The 16,143-nt window shown below is 50.0% G+C and carries 24 protein-coding genes; 18 read left to right on the forward strand and 6 right to left on the reverse strand.

Features of this window, described 5'->3' with window-relative positions:
* Positions 1–10: 10 nt before the first annotated feature.
* Positions 11–298: a helix-turn-helix domain-containing protein gene (locus tag EL309_RS02530; protein ID WP_040669587.1), complete on the reverse strand. Its 288-nt coding sequence runs from the start codon at positions 296–298 to the stop codon at positions 11–13.
* Positions 285–518: a DNA-binding protein gene (locus EL309_RS02535; RefSeq protein WP_040669584.1), complete on the reverse strand. Its 234-nt coding sequence runs from the start codon at positions 516–518 to the stop codon at positions 285–287. The genes EL309_RS02530 and EL309_RS02535 overlap by 14 nt, the downstream gene beginning before the upstream one ends.
* A 171-nt stretch (positions 519–689) precedes the next feature.
* On the opposite strand from EL309_RS02535, the gene EL309_RS02540 reads away from it, so the two are divergent.
* From EL309_RS02540 to EL309_RS02615, 17 genes are all read left to right on the forward strand, one after another.
* Positions 690–1,340, forward strand: a complete 651-nt coding sequence (locus tag EL309_RS02540; RefSeq protein WP_040669581.1) for an XRE family transcriptional regulator — start codon at positions 690–692, stop codon at positions 1,338–1,340.
* Positions 1,341–1,464: 124 nt separating this feature from the next.
* A complete protein-coding gene (locus tag EL309_RS02545) occupies positions 1,465–2,259 on the forward strand; it encodes a hypothetical protein (protein WP_004282964.1) in 795 nt (264 codons plus the stop codon).
* 57 nt (positions 2,260–2,316) lie between these two features.
* A complete protein-coding gene (locus tag EL309_RS02550; protein ID WP_004282963.1) occupies positions 2,317–3,339 on the forward strand; it encodes a hypothetical protein in 1,023 nt (340 codons plus the stop codon).
* 85 nt (positions 3,340–3,424) lie between these two features.
* Positions 3,425–3,925: a glycoside hydrolase family 108 protein gene (locus EL309_RS02555; RefSeq protein WP_040669579.1), complete on the forward strand. Its 501-nt coding sequence runs from the start codon at positions 3,425–3,427 to the stop codon at positions 3,923–3,925.
* Positions 3,926–3,928: 3 nt separating this feature from the next.
* A complete protein-coding gene (locus EL309_RS10650) occupies positions 3,929–4,105 on the forward strand; it encodes a hypothetical protein (RefSeq protein ID WP_164717526.1) in 177 nt (58 codons plus the stop codon).
* Complete coding sequence (locus EL309_RS02560) at positions 4,102–4,353, forward strand: hypothetical protein (protein ID WP_004282959.1); 252 nt, start codon at positions 4,102–4,104, stop codon at positions 4,351–4,353. The genes EL309_RS10650 and EL309_RS02560 overlap by 4 nt, the downstream gene beginning before the upstream one ends.
* Entirely contained in the window at positions 4,340–4,750 is a 411-nt protein-coding gene (locus EL309_RS02565; protein ID WP_050793666.1) for a hypothetical protein, read from the forward strand. The genes EL309_RS02560 and EL309_RS02565 overlap by 14 nt, the downstream gene beginning before the upstream one ends.
* On the forward strand, positions 4,731–4,952 hold the full coding sequence (locus EL309_RS02570; RefSeq protein ID WP_040669574.1) for a hypothetical protein: 222 nt from the start codon (positions 4,731–4,733) through the stop codon (positions 4,950–4,952). The genes EL309_RS02565 and EL309_RS02570 overlap by 20 nt, the downstream gene beginning before the upstream one ends.
* Positions 4,949–5,161, forward strand: a complete 213-nt coding sequence (locus EL309_RS02575; protein ID WP_004282955.1) for a TraR/DksA family transcriptional regulator — start codon at positions 4,949–4,951, stop codon at positions 5,159–5,161. Before EL309_RS02570 ends, EL309_RS02575 begins: the two co-directional genes overlap by 4 nt.
* A 3-nt stretch (positions 5,162–5,164) precedes the next feature.
* Positions 5,165–5,488 (forward strand): hypothetical protein, encoded by a 324-nt coding sequence (locus EL309_RS02580; protein WP_004282954.1) that lies wholly within the window; start codon positions 5,165–5,167, stop codon positions 5,486–5,488.
* Positions 5,485–5,802, forward strand: coding sequence for a hypothetical protein (locus EL309_RS02585; RefSeq protein ID WP_004282953.1), 318 nt, complete (start codon positions 5,485–5,487; stop codon positions 5,800–5,802). The genes EL309_RS02580 and EL309_RS02585 overlap by 4 nt, the downstream gene beginning before the upstream one ends.
* 1 nt (position 5,803) lies before the next feature.
* A complete protein-coding gene (locus EL309_RS02590) occupies positions 5,804–6,349 on the forward strand; it encodes a DUF3486 family protein (protein WP_004282952.1) in 546 nt (181 codons plus the stop codon).
* Positions 6,346–7,848 carry a terminase large subunit domain-containing protein gene (locus EL309_RS02595; protein ID WP_004282951.1) on the forward strand — a complete coding sequence of 501 codons (1,503 nt, stop codon included), beginning with the start codon at positions 6,346–6,348 and terminating at the stop codon, positions 7,846–7,848. Before EL309_RS02590 ends, EL309_RS02595 begins: the two co-directional genes overlap by 4 nt.
* A 1-nt stretch (position 7,849) precedes the next feature.
* Entirely contained in the window at positions 7,850–9,346 is a 1,497-nt protein-coding gene (locus EL309_RS02600) for a DUF935 domain-containing protein (protein WP_004282950.1), read from the forward strand.
* Positions 9,343–10,248, forward strand: coding sequence for a phage head morphogenesis protein (locus tag EL309_RS02605; RefSeq protein WP_004282949.1), 906 nt, complete (start codon positions 9,343–9,345; stop codon positions 10,246–10,248). The genes EL309_RS02600 and EL309_RS02605 overlap by 4 nt, the downstream gene beginning before the upstream one ends.
* Positions 10,249–10,250: 2 nt before the next feature.
* Positions 10,251–10,460, forward strand: coding sequence for a hypothetical protein (locus tag EL309_RS02610; protein WP_040669567.1), 210 nt, complete (start codon positions 10,251–10,253; stop codon positions 10,458–10,460).
* Positions 10,453–10,947: a phage virion morphogenesis protein gene (locus EL309_RS02615; RefSeq protein WP_004282947.1), complete on the forward strand. Its 495-nt coding sequence runs from the start codon at positions 10,453–10,455 to the stop codon at positions 10,945–10,947. The genes EL309_RS02610 and EL309_RS02615 overlap by 8 nt, the downstream gene beginning before the upstream one ends.
* A 190-nt stretch (positions 10,948–11,137) precedes the next feature.
* On the opposite strand, the gene clpP is transcribed toward EL309_RS02615, so the two are convergent.
* The 4 genes from clpP to EL309_RS02635 form a co-directional block, all read right to left on the reverse strand.
* Entirely contained in the window at positions 11,138–11,761 is a 624-nt protein-coding gene (gene clpP / locus EL309_RS02620; RefSeq protein WP_004282946.1) for an ATP-dependent Clp endopeptidase proteolytic subunit ClpP, read from the reverse strand.
* 103 nt (positions 11,762–11,864) lie between these two features.
* Positions 11,865–13,175, reverse strand: coding sequence for a trigger factor (tig, locus tag EL309_RS02625; RefSeq protein WP_004282945.1), 1,311 nt, complete (start codon positions 13,173–13,175; stop codon positions 11,865–11,867).
* Between the two features lie 133 nt (positions 13,176–13,308).
* Entirely contained in the window at positions 13,309–14,205 is an 897-nt protein-coding gene (locus EL309_RS02630; RefSeq protein WP_004282944.1) for a DUF1853 family protein, read from the reverse strand.
* Between the two features lie 69 nt (positions 14,206–14,274).
* Positions 14,275–15,081, reverse strand: a complete 807-nt coding sequence (locus tag EL309_RS02635) for an RNA methyltransferase (RefSeq protein WP_004282943.1) — start codon at positions 15,079–15,081, stop codon at positions 14,275–14,277.
* A gap of 198 nt (positions 15,082–15,279) precedes the next feature.
* Between EL309_RS02635 and EL309_RS02640 the strand changes: the two genes are divergently transcribed.
* Positions 15,280–16,068 carry an inositol monophosphatase family protein gene (locus EL309_RS02640; RefSeq protein WP_040669554.1) on the forward strand — a complete coding sequence of 263 codons (789 nt, stop codon included), beginning with the start codon at positions 15,280–15,282 and terminating at the stop codon, positions 16,066–16,068.
* Positions 16,069–16,143: the final 75 nt, after the last annotated feature.

Genomic DNA, 16,143 nt, shown 5'->3' on the forward strand with positions numbered 1-16,143 from the left:
TCAACTTCAATTAATCCACATCAGCCCGCGCGCCGATTTCCGCAATCTTGCTTTGCAGCCGCTCCTGCTGCCGTCTGAACCGCTCGGCGATTTGCAGCGTTTTGATGCCGTAAGCAAAATTGCCGTTATCCAGCTTTACCACCAATCCCGCCGCTATCAGGTCTTCCAAATCCCGGCTCACATGCGCCGGCGAGATGTCGAGGCCGTCTGAAATCTCTTTATTGCTGACCCCGATAATCGGGTGTGCTTCGAGCGACTTAAATACACTTAAGAGCCGCTGTCCTTTAACGCTCGCCATCAGGATTCTCCTTCAAGCCCAATTTGATTGCCGCTTCGTGCGCCTGTCCCCGTCTGCCTTTCAACTTTCCACCAAGCAGATGTTCCACTATCGTGCGCTCGAAACCGAAATATCTCGCCCATTCGCTTTTATTAATGCCTCGCTTAATAAAATATTTCTGTGCCGACTTCGGCGTTTGCGGATAAGGGAGTGGCGAAAATTGATTAATCTGCTTACTCATTTCATATCCATGTGTGATAATCTGTGTTTAAATCTGAACCTAACTCAATCGACACTATCCAATACCTTGCATCTATATTTGCGTCCGTTTGTGTGTCTAAATGAGTATTGGTGCGTCCATATGTGTATATTATACGAAAGAATGTACATAATCAACAGGATTTTTGAACAAATGAGTATTTCAGAGCGATTAAATTTAGTCCTAAAAGATATGAATTTGAAAATTAAAGAATTTTCAGATAAATCTACTGTTGCTTATAGAAGCCTGCAAAACTATCTGAGCGGAGAGAGGGAGCCAAATACGGAAAGCCTGATCAAATTAAGCACTCAAATGGGTATAAATTTAAACTGGCTACTGACAGGCAGTGGAAATATGTATATTGCAGACGTTCAAGAATCTGATGAATATGCCTACATTCCTGTTTATGATGTGGAAGTCTCTGCCGGTCACGGCACTACTGCTTACGGAGTCACTGAACCTGACAGTCGGTTGGCATTCCGCAAAGACTGGTTGACCTCACGAGGACTGAAACCTGTATGTTTACATGCTGTTATTGCCCGTGGCGATAGCATGGAGCCCACTATCGGCAACAAAGATACGCTATTGGTTGATACCGAGCGTAACACCCCACGAGACGGCCATATTTATGTTATTCGTGCAGGAGATACGTTGTGGGTGAAAAGAATCCAACAACAACCCGATAACAGCTTACTGCTGATTTCCGATAACCACACTTATCCACCCATGCCGCTACGACTAGAAGATCATCCTGATATAGAAATCATTGGCAGAGTAGTGAATGTGTCAAAAGAATTAAATTGAACGATGCAAAATAAAATACCCGATATTACTATCGGGTATTTTATTTTTCTGAATATGTGATAATTTGTGATATATTTTCATTTCTTACCAATTAATGCTCACTACTTTTTAATAGGGAAAACAAATGGGAATGTTTTTATTTTTAACTTCTTTTCCTGCTGCAATTATTGTATGGATTTTATTGGCTAGAAAATTGAAAGAATCAGGAAAAAGTAAAGCAGTCAGACACTTTACTGGTGCTGCTACCGGTTTTGCATCATGGGTTGTATTAATTATACTCGGCATTACCATTGACCCGCCCAAAACGACAGATAATATTGAACCTACACCTCATAACCAACCAGCTAACTCTACCAAAATAGAAAAAGCAACCGATTCCGAAACCATACAGAAAAAAGTACCAGAAACAGAAAAATCGCCAGTTGCCACATTGGATTTAGACTGGGACACATTCCGAAAACGCGTTGATGAAGATTTTGAAACGGCCGGTTTCGGCTTTGCCAAAATTCCTGACAGCATGAAGCCCGAAGGCGATGCCAACGCAATGCGATTGACGGCCATGCTGCCTATTAATGACAACTTAGTCGGCAATATCGCCACTGACCCAGCTACCGGCAAACTGACCAGCATTACAGCAACAGTAGGCGCAAATAGTGATGCAGCCGAAAACCTGAAAAATTTCAGCTCTGCCGCACTAATGTTGAGCGCAGCAGCAGGTGATCACGGCAATAGAACCGTTGGTGGGAAAATCCTCAAAATGGCTGGTGATGCCGTGAATGAATTCACCAAGCAATCCAAAAAAGACAGTACCGCCAGCGTCAATAAAAACTTTGTCGAAGATGGCGTTAAATATAGCATTCTTGTCAGCGGCATCATGCCGGTGATGATGTTTGCAGAGCCTGCCGAGAATAACCGATAAAACAAAGGCCGTCTGAAAGGGTTTCAGACGGCCTTTGTGGGAAACAGAAAGAGAAATATGGCAACTGTAATTATTAGAAATGAAGCCGATATTTATCAGATTTTAGAAAATTATCTCAATGATGAAAATTATTTTTTCAATAAGAATATTAAAGTAAAATCGCTCCCTAAGTTGGAGCTAAAATTAGAAGGAGAGGAATTTCACTCTAGTATCACACCTACGGTCATGAAGGCATTTATTGAGTTACAAAGTGGCCTTAACCGAGCTTATGCGGTAGCCAAATATGGTGAAGCGAATGCCAATCGATTGACTCAAGAAGAAAAGAAAGAACTGGAATTTGTTGTAAGAGTTGAAAAAGGCAGTTCTCTTTTTTCATTAGATTTTACATCAGGCTTTACCAAGCTATTGGAACAAGGAATGACGCAGATGAACGGGACACATATGACCGTTGCATTGATTTCTATGGCGGCAATGTGGTTTGGTTCCAGTGCGTTCAAGAACTACTTGGATTACCGTAAAGAGCGCCGAACAGCAGAAGCCAAAGAAACACAAGATATTGAGCTTATACAACAGTTAAGGTTCGTTTCAGAACAAGAAACCGAGCGAGCGCGCATCTTGGCACAGGTTGCAGCTAAAGAACCATTGGTTAAATCTGTCAAAGAATTATCAGATGAATCAAAAGCTGAAGCAGTTAAACGTTTTGCGCAGGCTGAGAAAATTTCTCTTGGTGATGATACCGAATTTACAGGCGAGCAGGCTGAAGAACTCACTAAAAATACTCGTAAAAAACCAATTGAAGCAAGAATGGACGGTATATATCGTATTTTGGCAGTCGATTCCAGTCTTCCTGATGAATTTAAAGTAACCATTCAAGCTAAAGGTAGTGGTATTAAATTTACCGCAGTTGTTCAAGAAGACTCCATTGAACAAAAATATAAGAAAATTTTACAGAAAAATGAGTGGGCTAGAACTCCTTTATTTCTACAAGTAAATGCAGTAAAACGAATTTCCGATGACTCCGTTATTCATGCCACAATTACAAAAGCAGAAAATTTGCCCGATGATGAAGAGGAAAACTAAAATTCTTTAAACCCGTTTAAAAGCCCAAAAGCATAAATCCCTTCAAAATCCCTGTAACGAAACAACTGTTACAGGGATTTTTCTTATGCCTAAATTCAACCAATTTATCAATCGTGTCCTCTCTCACGAAGGAGGGCATGTCAACCACCCCAAAGACCCCGGTGGGGAGACAAACTGGGGCATTACCAAACGCACGGCAACGGCCAACGGCTACACCGGCTCAATGCGTAACATGACCCGCAACCAAGCCATTGAAATCTACCGTAAAGCATTTTGGGAACGCTACCACGCCGACAAAATGCCCGATGCAGTGGCTTACCAATTTTTCGACTCTTGCATCAATCACGGATATGGCAATGCGGCACGCATGCTGCAACGTGCAGCGGGTGTGGCTGATGACGGCGTAATCGGACAAATCAGTCTCAATGCCATCAATGCCATGCCGGAAAACGACTTGCTGTTGCGCTTCAATGCTGAGCGTTTGAGTTTCTACACCAAATTAAGCACTTTCGGCACTTTCGGCAAAGGGTGGGTAAGACGTGTTGCCGAGAATCTGCTGCACGCGTCAAAAGACAACAAGGAATAAGCGATGAAAAAAACATTGTTTGCTGCTGCTTTATCTTTGCTTGCCGCACCGCCTGTACAAATACCTACCCGTATCCGCGTAGCAGACAAGCTGTCGGTTAATTTCCCCTGTGGCAAGCGCGGCAAATCGGGTGTAGCTGCTGCCCGCCGTGCCGCCAAACGCAGAAAGGCACGGAAATGAAAATCCTCAAATGGTTAGGCGGCCTGATCACCAACCCGGCCACGGGTCATATCAGCCACACCAAACTGTGGGCGAATATTGCTGCCGCTGTTATGACGGCTAAATTCGCACTAACCGCCGATACGCCCGAATGGTTATGGTGGGCATACGGCTCGATGGTAGGCGGTTACGCCCTAATCAAGCGCGGTATGGCGGTCATCCCGCAGGTAGCACAAATCAACAAAGGAACAAACGATGTGGCCGAATAACGTGGTGTTGCGAACTTTAATCTCAACAGTCGTGCTGGTGGCAGCGGTGTTGGCTCTGTATTTCGCCGGCCGCGCCAACGGCTACCGCACCGCCCAAGAGGAAGCGGAGCAGGAAAAGCAGGAAATTATCGGCATTTATCAGGGCGCGGCTTTGGCGGCCGAGATTCAATACAGCGAGAAGCTGGCCGAGGCGGCCGCTGAAAAACAAAAGTGGTTTGACTTCGCTCAGGCACAAAGCGTGAAACTGGCCGCAGCCAATCGTGCGCTGGATGTCAAAACCGCCCAACTACAGGAGCAAATCTCTCATGCAATTAAAAAAGACGGTGATGCTTTTAGCGGTATCGGCCCTGACAGCCTGCGCGAATACAACCGCGCCTTTGGCTACTCCGATCATTAAAGTGGTCGAGCAGCCCGTGCTGCCGCCCGTGTCTTCCGAGCTGCTGGTCACTCACGAACGCCCCGAGCGTCCGACCGGCGGTTCACCCGAACAACTGTTAAATCATGCCGTCCGCTACGGCGCATACTGCCAGCGCATCGACTGGCAGGTTAAAGGATGGCAAGAATGGTATCAAACCGGTAAGCAGAAAGAACAAAAATGACCGACATTGCCGACAAAGCGTCTGAAAGCGAAGACTTATTCTTGGCCGAAGCCCTCTATAAAGCAGGCAGGCCGTCTGAATACCAAGGCGCAAGCAACTACGAATGCGACGACTGCGGCGACCCGATTCCCGAAGCCCGCCGCCAAGCCGTCCCCGGATGTACGCGATGCGTGTATTGCCAAGAATATTTTGAACACGGATACCCCTAAAAAATGGATAACAAAACCTTTATCAGCATCGAATTTTGGCAACTGGTCGGCTTTTTGTTGTCCTTTCTGGGGGTGTGCTGGGGCTTCGGCAAAATGTTGTTGGCCCAGTTCCAATCCCAGCAAGACGAACGCCAAAAGCAGCAGGAAAAGCTGCAAAACAAAGTGGAAAGCATGGAAAAACAGCTTGGTGAGTTCTCTGCCCAATTGCCCATGACTTATGTTTTACGCGAAGACTACATCCGCAACCAAGTCGTACTGGAAGCCAAAATCGACAACATCGCCGAGAAACTGACCGACCTATACAAAATGGAAAGCTCCCGAAAATGATTAGCGAAGAATTGATTGCCAAACAACGCCGAGAAGGCATGCGCTGGAACATCATCAACACGCTTAATAAAGCAAGGCCGCATACCACTTGCGAAACCTTTCTCCTCGACATCATGAATGCGATTTACCCGCAAACCACTGCGTTGGAACTGCGTCAGCAGCTCGATTATCTGGCCGACAGAAAAATGATCGAACTCAACAAGGCACCACACGGCCTATGGTTCGCCGATTTAACCAGTTTGGGTGTGGATATCGCCGAATACACGGTCGATTGCCGCCCGGGCATCGCCCGCCCTGAAAAGGTATGGAGCTGATATGGCCAAGCGCAGCACCATAGACCAACTTCCCGAAGCCGTCCGCCACGAGTTCGAACGCAAGCTCGTGGAAAACGGCTTTTGCGATTACGCGGCAATGGCCGAATGGCTGCAGGAGCAGGGCTACGAAATCAGCCGCTCTGCGGCGCACCGTTACGGCCAAAAAGTGCAGCGCCGTTTTGCCGCCATCAAATCCAGCACCGAAGCGGCGCGCCTGATTGCCGAAGGCGCGGCAGACGAAGGCGACACCCGCTCCGAAGCATTGATGGCCATGCTGCAAACCGAGCTGTTTGATGCACTGGTGCAAATCGGCGAGATGAGCAACGAAGAACTAAACGCGCTCGACCGTTTCGACGTGATGGCCGAGGGCGCAAAGAAAATCAGCGGCCTGATTTCCGCCAGCACGCGGCTGAAAGAGTATCAGGCCAAAGTTAAGGCCAAAGTGGCAGCGGCAGCCGAAGATGTGGCCAAGCAGGCCAAAAAAGGCGGCTTGTCCGATGCAGCAGCGGAAGCCATCCGTAAACAGATATTGGGTATTGCAACATGAAGCCGTCTGAAACCAAAACCGAAGACCGCACACCGATGGCGCTGCTGCCATACCAGCAGGCATGGTGCGCCGACCAGTCACCGGTCAAACTGTGCGAAAAATCGCGCCGTATCGGCTTAAGCTGGGGCGAAGCCGCCGACACCGCGCTGTTGGCGGCTTCGTCCAAAGGCATGGATGCTTGGTATATCGGCTATAACAAAGATATGGCCTTAGAGTTCATACGCGATTGCGCGGGCTGGGCGAAGCATTACCAGTTGGCAGCCGGCGAAATCGAAGAAACCGAAGAAGTGTTTGTCGAGGGCGACGACCGCCAATCCGTACTGGCTTTCGTTATCCGTTTTGCTTCGGGCTGGCGGGTTACCGCCTTATCCAGCCGCCCGTCAAACCTTCGCGGTAAGCAGGGGCGCGTGATTATTGATGAGGCAGCGTTCCACGACCAGCTTTCCGAGCTGCTCAAAGCGGCAATGGCGTTGCTGATGTGGGGCGGGCAGGTACACATCATCTCCACCCATGACGGCGTGGACAATCCGTTTAACGAACTGATTAATGATGTTCGCGCAGGCAAGAAGCCGTATTCCATTCATCGTATTACTTTTGATGAAGCAGTAGAGCAAGGCTTGTACCGCCGTATTTGCCTGCGTTTGGGTAAAGAGTGGACGCCCGAAGGCGAAGCCGCATGGTGCAAAGAAATCCGCGACTTTTACGGCGAAGATGCCAGCGAAGAGTTGGACTGTATCCCGAAAAACGGCGGCGGAAAATGGCTCAACCGCGCCTTAATCGAAAGCCGCATGGATGCCTATACTCCCGTTATCCGTTACGACCAAACCGATGCTTTCGGCTTGTTGCCCGAGCATAAACGGGCAGCCGAAGTGTCCGACTGGATAGCCGACACCCTGCAACCCTTGTTAGACGGCCTCGACAAAACCCGCGTCAGCTTTGTCGGCGAAGACTTCGCCCGCTCCGGCGACCGCACCGTGATCGTGCCGCTGTTGCAGCAGCAGAACCTGATGCTCAAACCACCGTTTGTATTGGAGCTGGGTAATATGCCGTTTAAGCAGCAGGAGCAAATCCTTGCCCACCTGATGCACCGCTTGCCCAATCTGCGCGGCGCGGCACTCGATGCACGAGGCAACGGCCAATCGCTGGCCGAGGCCATGCAGGATGAGTTCGGAGCCAATGTAGTAGAGGCAGTGATGCTGTCTGAAAACTGGTACCGCCTGCATACCGCCCCGTTTAAAGCCGCACTGGAAGACGGCACACTGGATAAATTGCCTAAAGACGAGGACATCCTCAACGATTTAAGAGCGTTCGAACTGATTAACGGCGTGCCGCGTATCCCTGCCACCCGTACCAAAGGCTCAGACGGCCAAAAACGCCACGGCGACGCGGGCATTGCTTTTGTATTGGCCCACTATGCCAGCCGCGAACTCAATATCGGCCCGGTCAAAGTAGCCAGCCGAAAAGGCCGACGCCGCAGCCGTTTCACTCAAGGATATTAAGATGGCCAAACCCCATTTGAAACTGAAAACCACCCAAGGCAGCGTGTCTGTCCAATCCGATAATCTCACAGCCCACCTTGCCGTTATGCACAAGTTTTGGGGTGCGGGCGGTTTCGGCGGGCTGCTTCCGAATCCCGACACAGTGCTGCGTAAGCTCGGCCGCAATATCGAGGTGTACCGCGAATTATTGGGCGATGCCATTGTTGCCGGTCATGTCCGCCGCCGCAAAGCGGCAGTCACCAGCATGGAATGGCGGCTCGAAGACGACGGCGTGCCACCCGAAGCCTTAAGCCTGATTGACGGTTTTCTTAACGAGATCGACATTTACCAACTCATCAACAACATCCTTGATGCCGCGCTCTTTGGCTACCAACCGATTGAGGTGGTTTGGCACGCAGGCAAACAATGGCTGCCTGCAAAAATCGTCGCCAAGCCGCAAAAATGGTTTGAGTTCGATTCAGACGGCCAACTGTATTTCACAGCGGGCAACAGTTTTGAGCAACGCGAGCCGGTGCCTGACTATAAATTCCTATGCCCGACCCACAATGCCAGCTACACCAACCCCTACGGCACGGGCGATTTGTCGTGTGTGTATTGGCCGACGGTTTTTAAGCGTGGCGGCCTTAAATTCTGGGCTGAATTTTCGGAGAAGTTCGGCGCACCGTGGATTATCGGCAAAGAGCCGCGCAGCAACACCGATGCCGACACCGACAAACTGCTCGATGCGCTTGAGCAGCTGATTGGCAATGCCGTTGCGACTATCCCGAACGATTCAAGTGTGGAAATCAAAGAAGCAGCAGGCAAACAGGGTAGCGCCGATGTGTACGACCGCTTTATCCGTTACTGCCGCTCCGAAATCGCCATTGCTTTGCTTGGCCAAGACCAAACCACCGAAAAAGACACGACCCACGCCAGCGCAACGGCAGGATTGGAAGTCACCGAAGACATCCGCGACAGCGACTGCCGTATCGTTGAAGGCTGCTTTAACCAGTTAATCGGTTGGATTATCGAACTGAACTACGGCGAGCACACCGCCCGCCCGAAATTCGTGCTGTATGCCCAAAACGAAGGCGGCCGGGAATTGGCCGAACGAGACCAAATCCTTGTCAGCTGTGGGGTACAACTTAGCGAAGGCTATTGGAAACGTGCCTACAACCTATCAGATGATGACGTTGTTTCCGTTACCGTTGAACAGAACACAGAACAGCCCGAAACCGCAGCCGAATTTGCCGAAGGCGAACCGAAACATGCCGATGCAGGCATGTTGATTGACACCCTTGCACCCGACGCAGGCCGTCTGAATGCCCAAGGCCAAGCCCTGACCGATGCGTTAGTAGCTGAACTACAAAAAGGCGAAACCGCCGACAATCTGCTCGACCGCCTGACCGCCGCTTACCCGGATATGGACGACAAAGCCCTGCAAAATGAGCTGGCACGGCTGATATTTTTATCGGGCTTGGTCGGCAGGATTGAAGCCGCGGAGGAAATGAGCCGATGACCCCCGAAGACATCAAAGCCGTATTCGGTATGCAGCCCGAAGCCGCCGTGGCCTATCTGAAACAGAAAGGCCATCAAGTGTCTTGGGATTGGCAGGATATGTTGGATGATGCCCATGCCACCGCTTTTACCGTAGCCAAAACTGCCAAAATGGATGTATTGGACGATATATATAGTGCGGCACTCAAAGCATTGGAAAACGGCCAAACGTTAGAAGAGTTCAGCCGCGAACTGACGCCGGTGCTGCAGGCCAAAGGCTGGTGGGGGCGTAAAGACGTAGCCAATCCTGACACGGGCGAACTGCAAAACGTACAACTCGGCAGCCCGCACCGGCTCAAGACCATCTACTTAACCAATATGCAGTCCGCCTACATGGCAGGCCGCTATGCCGAGATGATGGAGAGCATCGATACACACCCGTATTGGGAGTATGTCGCCATCAACGACAGCCGCACGAGAGAAAGCCACCGCTTGATGCACGGTCGGGTGTACGAAGCCACCGACCCGATTTGGAACACTATGTATCCGCCGCTCGACTACCGCTGCCGATGCCGCGTCAAACCGTTGTCTGAAGCACGCGGTGCGGCCAAAGTGCTGCCCAGCCCGCCGCTCGAAACCGTTACCGTCGATATCGGCACCAATGAGTACACCGGCGAGGCACGCTACGGACAGCGCACCGGTATCCGCATCAACGGCACCTTCGTCGCCCCCAATGTCGGCTTCAATGCCAACCAAGGCCAAGCCATGCTCAACCGCATGGCACGGGTTGCGGCAGACAAAGCCCAAGCCGTCCATCCCGACATTGCCCGCGTTGCCATGCAAGAGATGACGGCGGACAAACGCGTTAAAAACAGCCTAACCAAAGCCGCCTTATCGTGGGTGTTGGATTTGTTGAAAGGATAGAAATGGCGGAATTAGACCTAAGCCGCACCGTTCATTGCGAATCATATTATGATGAAAACAGCGTTACCGTTTATAGAAATTCTAAGGACGACCACACAATGGTACTTGGATTTGAAGGCATAGACGTCATTATTGATGACATTCAAGCAATCGATATCATGAACAAACTGGCACACTTTTTTAATTATGAATTGGTGGACTTAGATGCTTGAAATCAGCCTAGACGACAAACAACTGCAGAAAGGCCTCGGTCAACTGCTGAAAAACGCCACCGACACCCGCCCCATGATGCGTGCCATCGCCACCGATATGGTCTCTCTTACGGAAGATAACTTTGAAAGTGAAAGCTGGGGCGGCCAAAAATGGCCACGCAGTAAGCGCGCAGCGAGCGGCAGAGGTAAAACCCTACAACTAAGCGGCCAGCTCGCCGCCAGCATCAGTACCAAAGTCGGCAACGATTTCGCCCGCATCGGCAGTAATAAGAAGTATGCCGCCATCCACCACCTCGGCGGAACCATTAAAGCCAAGAACAAACCTTATTTGGTTTTTCCTGTTGCAGGTGGCGGTTTGCGTAAGGTAAAATCTGTAAACATTCCAGCCCGCCCCTACCTGCCCATCAACGGAACAGGTCAGCTCCAAAACGGAGCCGAACGCTCCTTATTGGATATCGCCCTCAAATCCCTAAGCAAAGGATTGTGAGCATCAAAAAACGGGCTAAATAAGCCCGTTCATTTTATTTCACTCTGTGCAACAATGTTTCAAATCCACCATCCCACACAAACCCATTAAAACCCACCTAATCCCATTTATCTCACAGACCCCTATATATTTATCTCACTTGGTTTCAGGTAATCTTCCGATAAACCGCCCGCCTATGCCGGCTCGGTACTTACAGTTTGATGCTCTCGCGGTTAACCAAAACCTGATCGATCAAACCGTACTCTTGCGCTTCATCGGCAGACATATAGTTATCGCGATCGGTATCGCGCTCTACTTTGGCCAAATCCTGACCACTGTGTTCGGCGAGCAAACGGTTCAGCTTTTCCTTAATCTTAATCAGCTCGCGCGCATGGATTTCGATATCCGAAGCCTGACCGCCCAAACCGCCGCTGATCAAAGGCTGATGAATCATAATGCGGCTGTTCGGCAAGGCAAAACGCTTGCCTTTCGTGCCGGCAGAGAGTAAAAAAGCACCCATACTTGCCGCTTGACCCAAGCACAAAGTCGATACATCGGGTTTGATAAATTTCATCGTATCGTAAATCGACATGCCTGCCGTTACCGAACCGCCCGGCGAATTGATATACAGGAAAATATCTTTATCCGGATTTTCGCTTTCCAAAAACAGCAGTTGGGCCACGACCAGATTGGCCGTCTGGTCATTCACAGGACCGACCAAAAAGATAATACGCTCTTTCAACAGGCGCGAATAAATGTCAAAAGCACGCTCGCCCCGACCGCTCTGCTCGATAACGGTCGGAACCAGATAACTGTTGTTGATTTCAGGAGTCATCAGCGTTTCCTTTCCAAAATGTGATTAAAAAGCACCAAAGCGCAATCTCGGCCGCTTCGGTGCTTTTATCCGTATCAGACAGTCTTTTCAGACGGCCTCGTCATTAGGCTTGTGCGCCCATCACTTCGTCAAAAGACAAAGCTTTTTCGGTTACTTTGGCTTTGCTCAATACGAAGTCTACAACATTGGCTTCAACGGCCAAAGAAGTCGGGCCTTGCAAACGTTGTTTGTCGGCAAAGTACCAATCGATCACTTCTTGCGGATCTTCGTAGCTTTCTGCAAAGTCGTTCACGATGGCTTTGATTTGCTCTTCTGTCGGCTCCAATTTGTTGTCGTCAACCAATTTAGCCAAAATCAAACCCAAAGCAACGCGGCGTTCGGCTTGTTCTTTAAACATATCGGCAGGCAGGTTCAAGTTAGCCGCATCGGCCATACCTTGGTTAACGAAGTTTTGTTTCATTTCTTCAGCCAAGCGCGCAGACTCTTCGGCAACCAAAGCGTTCGGCAATTGGATTTCGGTTGCTTTCAACAAAGCTTCCATCACGGCTTCTTTGGTTTGGTCTTTGGTGCGGCGGCTTACTTCGCGCGCTACGTTTTTACGCACTTCTTCGCGCATTTTCGCTACGTCGCCGTCTTCAATGCCCAATGCTTTGGCGAATTGCTCGTCTACTTCGGGCAGGGTGGCTTCGGAAACATTTTTCAGCGTGATGGTAAATACGGCGGTTTTACCGGCAACGTCTTTACCGTGGTAGTCTTCCGGGAAGTTGACTTCAACGTCTTTGCTTTCGCCTTCTTTCAAGCCCAATACGCCGGCTTCGAATTCAGGCAGCATCTGGCCGTTACCCAATACGAACGGATAGTTTTGAGAAGCGCCGCCTTCAAACAGTTCGCCGTCGATTTTGCCTTCGAAATCGATGATAACGCGGTCGCCGTTTTGGGCTTCGCGTTCAACATGGTTGAAACGGGTGCGCTGTTTGCGCAGGATTTCGATGGTTTTTTCTACTTCTTCGTCGCCCACGGAAGCGGTTACTTTTTCGATTTCCTGTGCAGACAAATCGCCTACGGTTACTTCGGGGAATACTTCGAAAATGGCGGCAACTTGGAAAGATTCTTGATCGTCTTGGCCTTCAACGGCTTCGAAACGGGGGAAACCGGCTACTTTCAATTTTTCGTTTACGGCAACATCGTAGAAAGCTTTTTGAACTTTTTCGTTCATCACGTCGTTTTGTACACTTGCACCATACATAGATGCAACCATTTTCAACGGTGCTTTGCCCGGACGGAAACCGTCGATTTTCACGCGGCGTTGGGTTTGTTTCAAACGTTTGTCGGTTTCTTCGTTGATCTCTGCCCAAGGCAAAGACAATACAATTTTACGTTCCAGGTTTTCCAAAGTTTCTACAGTTACGCTCATCGTAAGCCCTTAAATTTCTTGTTAATTAATTGAAAGCAGGTTTTTTGACCTGCTTTTGGAATGAATATTCCGCAAAATAGGTGCGGAAACTGAAATTGCAAGTGTATCACAATGTCACGATAAAATATATTTTTCAATCATGGCTGTTTGCGTCTGCAGCTCCGGTTCCGCTTCTTTTCATCAGCCTTGCCGTTTCATGCCAAAAACCATCGGGGCGGCGTTCTAAAACGGCAATCAAGCCCTGCTCCGCCGACACGATTTCTGCATGGCCGACCGCCCTGTTTTCGGGGACTCTGGCGGGAGCGAGGTAATCCGTGTTTTGCAATAGGCAATAGCGTTTGTTTTCAGACGGCTGTTCTTTATATCCGGCCCAATCGGCCATATACAGGCCGCTCCATCCGTAAGGATTCAGCAAGGTATCGCGTTGCGGCCGGCCTGTTGCGGAAAAGCCGATGCCGCGTATGATTGAGGCCGTCTGAAAATCCGAATGCGTGATGCCTGTCTGCTTCAATGCGGCCTGCCCTTGCGGCGTTTTCAACAATTCAAGCTGACGGACCAGTTTTTCGGCTTTGTCCGTCAGGCGGTCACGGGTGTTTAATCCGGCCATATCTTCGGGCTTGCCCGAATGGCTGCCGTAATATTTGCAGGTCAACTCCACATGGTAAGGTTTGCCGTTAATCAGGGCGAAAAAATCGGCGGCGCCGAGCGTTCGTCCGTCTTCGCTGCAAACTTGCAGGTTTTGCGCCGACAAGCGGCAATGCGGGGCATGCCTAAACCAAAATGCAGCCAGGCTTTCCGCGTAAAAACCCAAACGGTGTCCGAAAGGAGATTTGGCGGCAAGATAAGAATGCAGGGCTTCGGGCTGCTTGTCCAAAGCCAGAAGGAAGCGGAAACCGGTTTCGCCCAATAATGTGCGCACGGGCAATTCGTGCCGGTTTTGCCATAAAGGCGGCGCGGTCAGAATGGCAGCCAAATCCCGCACGGACGGGTCAGTCAAACGCCACCACAAGGCATCCAAAGCATAATTCATCGTTTATCGTCCTTTTGTTCAGACTGGATATATGGAGGCCGTCTGAAAATTCAGACGGCCTTCTGCTGCTTAATCTTTCAAATTGCGTTTTACGGTATTTAAAAAACCGCGCAGGATATCGATGTCTTCGGTTTGCGTGTTGGCCCGCATAAACAGGCTCTGCATACGGCGCATCAGGCGGTCGCTGTTACGGCGGTTGAAAAAACCGATATCGTTCATCACGCTTTCAAAATGGCCGACCATGCCGTTGATTTGCTCGTGCGTTGCCGGATGTTCTTCCTGAACCAGATGGGTCATGGCGGTATCGGTTTGGCTGAACAGCTCGTAACACACGACCTGCACGGCTTGTGCCAAGTTCAATGAAAAATAATCGGGATTGCCGCTGATGGTCATTAGGCGGTTGCAGCTTTGCACTTCTTCTATGCTGAGTCCGAAGGTTTCATTGCCGAACACCAGCGCCACCTGCCGCCCTGACGCCGCTTCCTGCAACAGCTCGGGAACCAGTTGGCGCGGTGTCTGCAACGGTGCTGTCAACTCGCGCTTGCGGCTGGTCAGAGCACAGCTGAGCGTGGTATCGGCCAGTGCTTCGTCCAATGTGGCTGCGATACGGGCTTGGTGCAGCACATCGGCCGCACCGGAAGCCAATACGAAGCTTTCTTCAGGCAACTTAAAGTGTTGCAGGTGTTCGGGATCGAAAACCGGCGGCGTTTCCGTCATCGGTGTTGCGATAAGCTGCGGCGCAACCAACGTGAGACTGCTCAAGCCCATGGTTTTCATGGCTCTCGCTGCCGAGCCGATATTGGCCGGATGGCTGGTTCGCGCCAGAATAATGTGGACGTTGTTTAAATAATCGGGAACGGTGGGAATGGAATTCATCGTGTTTTTATTTTCTGAATACAGGTATAATATACGGCATTATTTTTCAGACGGCCTCAATACTTTGGTTTCAAGGCCGTCTGAATGTTCTTTAACATTGGAAACCCGAAATACCGCTTCGAAGCGGTGTTTCCTCATTTAACGTTCTGCCTGTCTGCCCAATGCAGCAGGCGCATTGTACCCGATAGAAAGTATGCCATGAACCCGATTTTAAATACCGCATTCAAAGCCGCCCGCAAAGCCGGTCAAATGATGATCCGCGCGTCTGCCAATTTGGAAGGCGTAAAAATAGACAGTAAAGCGTTTAACGATTTTGTTTCCGATGTCGACCGTACTGCCGAAGCCATTTTGGTTGACGCAATCAAAGAATCTTATCCCCATCACAAAATTACCTGCGAAGAAAGCGGTTCGCACGGCAAAAGCAATGCCGAATACGAATGGCTGATCGACCCTCTGGACGGCACCACCAACTATCTGCACGGCCATCCGCAATACGCGATTTCCATGGCCCTGCTGCACAAAGGCCAGCTTCAGGAAGCGCTGGTTTACGCGCCAGAACGCAACGATTTATACATGGCTTCACGCGGCAAAGGGGCATTGTTGAACGACCGCCGTATCCGCGTTTCCAACCGCATCGAATTGAACCACTGCCTGATCGGCACCGGCTTTCCCGTTGTCGACCAAAGCCGCATGGATACTTATTTGAACATTCTGCGCTCGTTTTTGGAAAAAACCGCCGGTGCGCGCCGCGAAGGTGCGGCTTCTTTGGACTTATGCGCCTTGGCTGCCGGCCGCTTCGACGGCTTTTTCGAATTCAACCTGCATCCTTGGGATATTGCCGCCGGTGCATTGATTGCCAAAGAAGCCGGCGCGTTGGTAACCGATTTGAAAGGCGAACAAACTTGGTTGGAAACCGGCGATATCGTTGCCGCCAATCCTAAAGTGTTGGCGCAAATGCTGAAATTGATCTCAACTCATATCGAATAAGATTTTGCCGCTGCATTTGCAACAGGCCGTCTGAAATTTTCAGACGGCCTGTTTTATTCATATTTGATAAAGCTT

Source organism: Neisseria weaveri, from assembly GCF_900638685.1.
In the GTDB taxonomy this organism is placed as follows: Bacteria; Pseudomonadota; Gammaproteobacteria; order Burkholderiales; family Neisseriaceae; genus Neisseria; species Neisseria weaveri.